Genomic DNA, 5,494 nt, shown 5'->3' on the forward strand with positions numbered 1-5,494 from the left:
GCGTAGACGTTAAAACGCCCGATCAATGTTTTTTGATCGGGCGTTTTTGGGTAGTTAGTCTGACGATGACCTACTTTCACGAGGGCGGACCTCACTATCATCGGCGCGTTTGTGTTTCACGTTCCTGTTCGGGATGGGAAGGGGTGGTACCACAAAGCTATGGTCGTCAGACTTTGACTTGTTGCTGGAGTGTTTTCCAGCCAAAGCGTGAAGAAGTGTGTTGTTGTGTGATTGCGCGTGGTGTGTTCGCACGCTTTTTTGCACGTTACCGAGTTTGTCTTGGGTAAGGTTATAGGATCAAGCCACACGGGCAATTAGTATCGGTTAGCTCAACGTGTTGCCACGCTTCCACACCCGACCTATCAACGTTGTGGTCTTCAACGACCCTTCAGGGGGCTCGAGGCCCCGGGGAAGTCTCATCTTGAGGCGAGTTTCCCGCTTAGATGCTTTCAGCGGTTATCTCTTCCGCACATAGCTACCCGGCGATGCGACTGGCGTCACAACCGGTACACCAGGGGTGCGTCCACTCCGGTCCTCTCGTACTAGGAGCAGGCCCTCTCAAACTTCCAGCGCCCACGGCAGATAGGGACCAAACTGTCTCACGACGTTTTAAACCCAGCTCACGTACCACTTTAAATGGCGAACAGCCATACCCTTGGGACCGGCTACAGCCCCAGGATGTGATGAGCCGACATCGAGGTGCCAAACTCCGCCGTCGATGTGAACTCTTGGGCGGAATCAGCCTGTTATCCCCAGAGTACCTTTTATCCGTTGAGCGATGGCCCTTCCATACAGAACCACCGGATCACTATGACCTGCTTTCGCACCTGCTCGACGTGTGGGTCTCGCAGTCAAGCCACCTTTTGCCATTGCACTATCAGTACGATGTCCGACCGTACCTAGGTGACCTTCGTACTCCTCCGTTACCTTTTGGGAGGAGACCGCCCCAGTCAAACTGCCCACCATGCACGGTCCCCGACCTGGATTCACAGGCCTGGGTTAGAACCTCGACGACACCAGGGTGGTATTTCAAGGTTGGCTCCACCCGAACTAGCGTCCGGGTTTCATAGCCTCCCACCTATCCTACACAAGTCCCGTCAAAGTCCAATGCAAAGCTACAGTAAAGGTTCATGGGGTCTTTCCGTCTAGCCGCGGGGAGATTGCATCTTCACAAACATTTCAACTTCGCTGAGTCTCAGGAGGAGACAGTGTGGCCATCGTTACGCCATTCGTGCAGGTCGGAACTTACCCGACAAGGAATTTCGCTACCTTAGGACCGTTATAGTTACGGCCGCCGTTTACCGGGGCTTCGATCAAGAGCTTGCACCCCATCACTTAACCTTCCGGCACCGGGCAGGCGTCACACCCTATACGTCCACTTTCGTGTTTGCAGAGTGCTGTGTTTTTAATAAACAGTCGCAGCCACCGATTCTCTGCGGCCCCTTCGCCCTTCGGATGTACTCCTACAAGCTAACGGGGCATACCTTCTCCCGAAGTTACGGTATCAATTTGCCGAGTTCCTTCTCCTGAGTTCTCTCAAGCGCCTGGGTATTCTCTACCAGCCCACCTGTGTCGGTTTGCGGTACGGTCGATTCTAGACTGAAGCTTAGAGGCTTTTCCTGGAAGCAGGGTATCAGTTGCTTCGGCTCCTAAGAGCCTCGTTATCACGCCTCAGCTCAGCCCGGCGGATTTGCCTACCGGGCACGCCTACACGCTTGAACCACCTATTCCAACAGATGGCCAACCTAACCTTCTCCGTCCCCCCATCGCATCTAGAACCGGTACGGGAATATTGACCCGTTTCCCATCGACTACGCATTTCTGCCTCGCCTTAGGGGCCGACTCACCCTGCGCCGATGAACGTTGCGCAGGAAACCTTGGGCTTACGGCGAGGGTGCTTTTCACACCCTTTATCGCTACTCATGTCAGCATTCGCACTTCCGATACCTCCAGCATCCCTTACGAGACACCTTCGCAGGCTTACGGAACGCTCCCCTACCACGTGTCAAAGACACATCCGCAGCTTCGGTTCATGGCTTGAGCCCCGTTACATCTTCCGCGCAGGACGACTCGACTAGTGAGCTATTACGCTTTCTTTAAAGGATGGCTGCTTCTAAGCCAACCTCCTAGCTGTCTGTGCCTTCCCACCTCGTTTGCCACTTAGCCATGCATTTGGGACCTTAGCTGGCGGTCTGGGTTGTTTCCCTCTTGACACCGGACGTTAGCACCCGATGTCTGTCTGCCGTATATCACTTTGCGGTATTCGGAGTTTGCTATCGCGGGGTAGATCGCAGTGACCCCCCCAACGATTACAGTGCTCTACCCCCGCAAGTGTCCGTACGACGCACTACCTAAATAGTTTTCGGGGAGAACCAGCTATTTCCGGATTTGTTTAGCCTTTCACCCCTATCCACAGCTCATCCCCTAACTTTTCAACGTTAGTGGGTTCGGACCTCCAGTACCTGTTACGGCACCTTCATCCTGGCCATGGATAGATCATCCGGTTTCGGGTCTACGCCCAGCAACTACGACGCCCTTATCAGACTCGCTTTCGCTACGCCTCCCCTATTCGGTTAAGCTCGCTACTGAACGTAAGTCGCTGACCCATTATACAAAAGGTACGCAGTCACCCCTTTCGAGGCTCCCACTGTTTGTATGCATGCGGTTTCAGGATCTATTTCACTCCCCTCCCGGGGTTCTTTTCGCCTTTCCCTCACGGTACTGGTTCACTATCGGTCGATCACGAGTATTTAGCCTTGGAGGATGGTCCCCCCATCTTCAGACAGGATTACACGTGTCCCGCCCTACTTGTCGCACGCCCAGACCCGCCACCGGCTTTTCGCATACGGGACTATCACCCTGTATCGTCGGACTTTCCAGACCGTTTTGCTAAGCTGATGGTTTAGTCGTGCAGGCTACTCCGCGTTCGCTCGCCACTACTTGCGGAATCTCGGTTGATTTCTGTTCCTGCGGCTACTTAGATGTTTCAGTTCGCCGCGTTCGCCTCTACACACCTATGAATTCAGTGTGAGATGACCCTCATCGGGCCGGGTTTCCCCATTCGGACATCGCGGGATCAAAGCTCTATTGCCAGCTCCCCCGCGCTTTTCGCAGGCTTACACGTCCTTCATCGCCTGTGATCGCCAAGGCATCCACCACATGCACTTAGTCGCTTGATCCTATAACCTTAGTGCCTCTCATCGAAGCACCGGAAACAGGACGAACTCGTTTGTGCGGTCCAGACTGCGCTGACTACCCAGCCCGGACCCATGCAATCACACAACTTGCAGTACGCACCGGCTCGGTACGTACTACACTTCTTCCACTTTGTTAAAGAGCAAACCTCAAACTGGCCACTTCACCAGCCAAGAAGTCAGGGATACCGACACCCATACATAACCAAACGGCCTTCACGCCGATCAGCATCGCTGACTTCTCGAATCACACATCCTGCCGAGCACGGTGGTGGAGCTGGTCGGGATCGAACCGACGACCTACGGCTTGCAAAGCCGCCGCTCTCCCAGCTGAGCTACAGCCCCTCCTGTCTCAAGCAACCAAATCCTGGTGGGTCTGGTTGGGTTCGAACCAACGACCCCCGCCTTATCAAGACGGTGCTCTAACCAGCTGAGCTACAGACCCTCTCATGCGCTTCGAGGCTCTTCTCTCGCCTGAACAACCGATAAGTTGTGGATACTTGGCCGAAGTGGCCTGTTCTCTTGAAAGGAGGTGATCCAGCCGCACCTTCCGATACGGCTACCTTGTTACGACTTCACCCCAGTCATGAATCTCACCGTGGTAAGCGCCCCCCCGAAGGTTAAGCTACCTACTTCTGGTGAAACCCACTCCCATGGTGTGACGGGCGGTGTGTACAAGACCCGGGAACGTATTCACCGCAGCATGCTGATCTGCGATTACTAGCGATTCCGACTTCACGTAGTCGAGTTGCAGACTACGATCCGGACTACGATCGGCTTTAAGGGATTGGCTCCACCTCGCGGCTTGGCAACCCTCTGTACCGACCATTGTATGACGTGTGAAGCCCTACCCATAAGGGCCATGAGGACTTGACGTCATCCCCACCTTCCTCCGGTTTGTCACCGGCAGTCTCACTAGAGTGCCCAACCAAATGATGGCAACTAGTGACAAGGGTTGCGCTCGTTGCGGGACTTAACCCAACATCTCACGACACGAGCTGACGACAGCCATGCAGCACCTGTGTCCAGGCTCCCGAAGGCACTCTCGCCTCTCAGCAAGATTCCTGGCATGTCAAGGGTAGGTAAGGTTTTTCGCGTTGCATCGAATTAATCCACATCATCCACCGCTTGTGCGGGTCCCCGTCAATTCCTTTGAGTTTTAACCTTGCGGCCGTACTCCCCAGGCGGTCGACTTCACGCGTTAGCTGCGTCACTCAGTGCATTGCTGCTCCGAACGACTAGTCGACATCGTTTAGGGCGTGGACTACCAGGGTATCTAATCCTGTTTGCTCCCCACGCTTTCGTGCATGAGCGTCAGTACAGGCCCAGGGGGCTGCCTTCGCCATCGGTGTTCCTCCACATCTCTACGCATTTCACTGCTACACGTGGAATTCCACCCCCCTCTGCCGTACTCTAGCCTGCCAGTCACAAGCGCAGTTCCCAGGTTAAGCCCGGGGATTTCACGCCTGTCTTGGCAAACCGCCTGCGCACGCTTTACGCCCAGTAATTCCGATTAACGCTCGCACCCTACGTATTACCGCGGCTGCTGGCACGTAGTTAGCCGGTGCTTCTTAGTCCGGTACCGTCATCCACATCCTATGTTAGAGAATGCGATTTCTTCCCGGCCGAAAGAGCTTTACAACCCGAAGGCCTTCTTCACTCACGCGGCATGGCTGGATCAGGGTTGCCCCCATTGTCCAAAATTCCCCACTGCTGCCTCCCGTAGGAGTCTGGGCCGTGTCTCAGTCCCAGTGTGGCGGATCATCCTCTCAGACCCGCTACAGATCGTCGCCTAGGTGAGCCTTTACCTCACCTACTAGCTAATCTGACATCGGCCGCTCCAATCGCGCGAGGATCCGAAGATTCCCCCGCTTTCTCCCTCAGGACGTATGCGGTATTAGCACATCTTTCGATGTGTTATCCCCCACGACTGGGCACGTTCCGATGCATTACTCACCCGTTCGCCACTCGCCGCCAGGCCGAAGCCCGCGCTGCCGTTCGACTTGCATGTGTAAAGCATGCCGCCAGCGTTCAATCTGAGCCAGGATCAAACTCTTAAGTTCAATCCAGCAAAGTACTCAAAATACTGACTTGCAGTATGAGCACCTAATCATTGTGAAACCGCAGCAAACGCTGCCGGCCACAACCACCAAGCACCCACACTTATCGGTTGTTCAAGTTGTTAAAGAGCGCCGCAATCGCTGCAGCACAGAAACGAGATTATGACCAACAGCAAACAACCTGTCAACCCGTCCAGACCACTTTCTTCAAAACAAACACCGAAGAAAACAACCCAAACC

At 54.6% G+C, this 5,494-nt stretch carries 2 tRNA genes and 3 rRNA genes; all 5 read right to left on the reverse strand.

Annotated features, from left to right (window positions below):
* Window positions 1-57: 57 nt before the first annotated feature.
* The 5 genes from rrf to C666_RS18335 all read right to left on the reverse strand — a co-directional run bounded on the left by rrf (window position 58) and on the right by C666_RS18335 (window position 5,257).
* Window positions 58-171 (reverse strand): 5S ribosomal RNA (gene rrf, locus C666_RS18315).
* A 122-nt stretch (window positions 172-293) separates the two neighbouring features.
* Window positions 294-3,179, reverse strand: a 23S ribosomal RNA gene (locus C666_RS18320).
* Between the two features lie 284 nt (window positions 3,180-3,463).
* Window positions 3,464-3,539 (reverse strand) — tRNA-Ala (locus C666_RS18325).
* A 23-nt stretch (window positions 3,540-3,562) separates the two neighbouring features.
* Window positions 3,563-3,639 (reverse strand) — tRNA-Ile (locus C666_RS18330).
* A gap of 80 nt (window positions 3,640-3,719) precedes the next feature.
* A 16S ribosomal RNA gene (locus tag C666_RS18335) occupies window positions 3,720-5,257 on the reverse strand.
* Together the 16S, 23S and 5S rRNA genes with 2 tRNA genes alongside form the textbook arrangement of a ribosomal RNA operon.
* Window positions 5,258-5,494: the final 237 nt, after the last annotated feature.

Source organism: Thauera linaloolentis 47Lol = DSM 12138 (assembly GCF_000310205.1).
Classification (GTDB): Bacteria; Pseudomonadota; Gammaproteobacteria; order Burkholderiales; family Rhodocyclaceae; genus Thauera; species Thauera linaloolentis.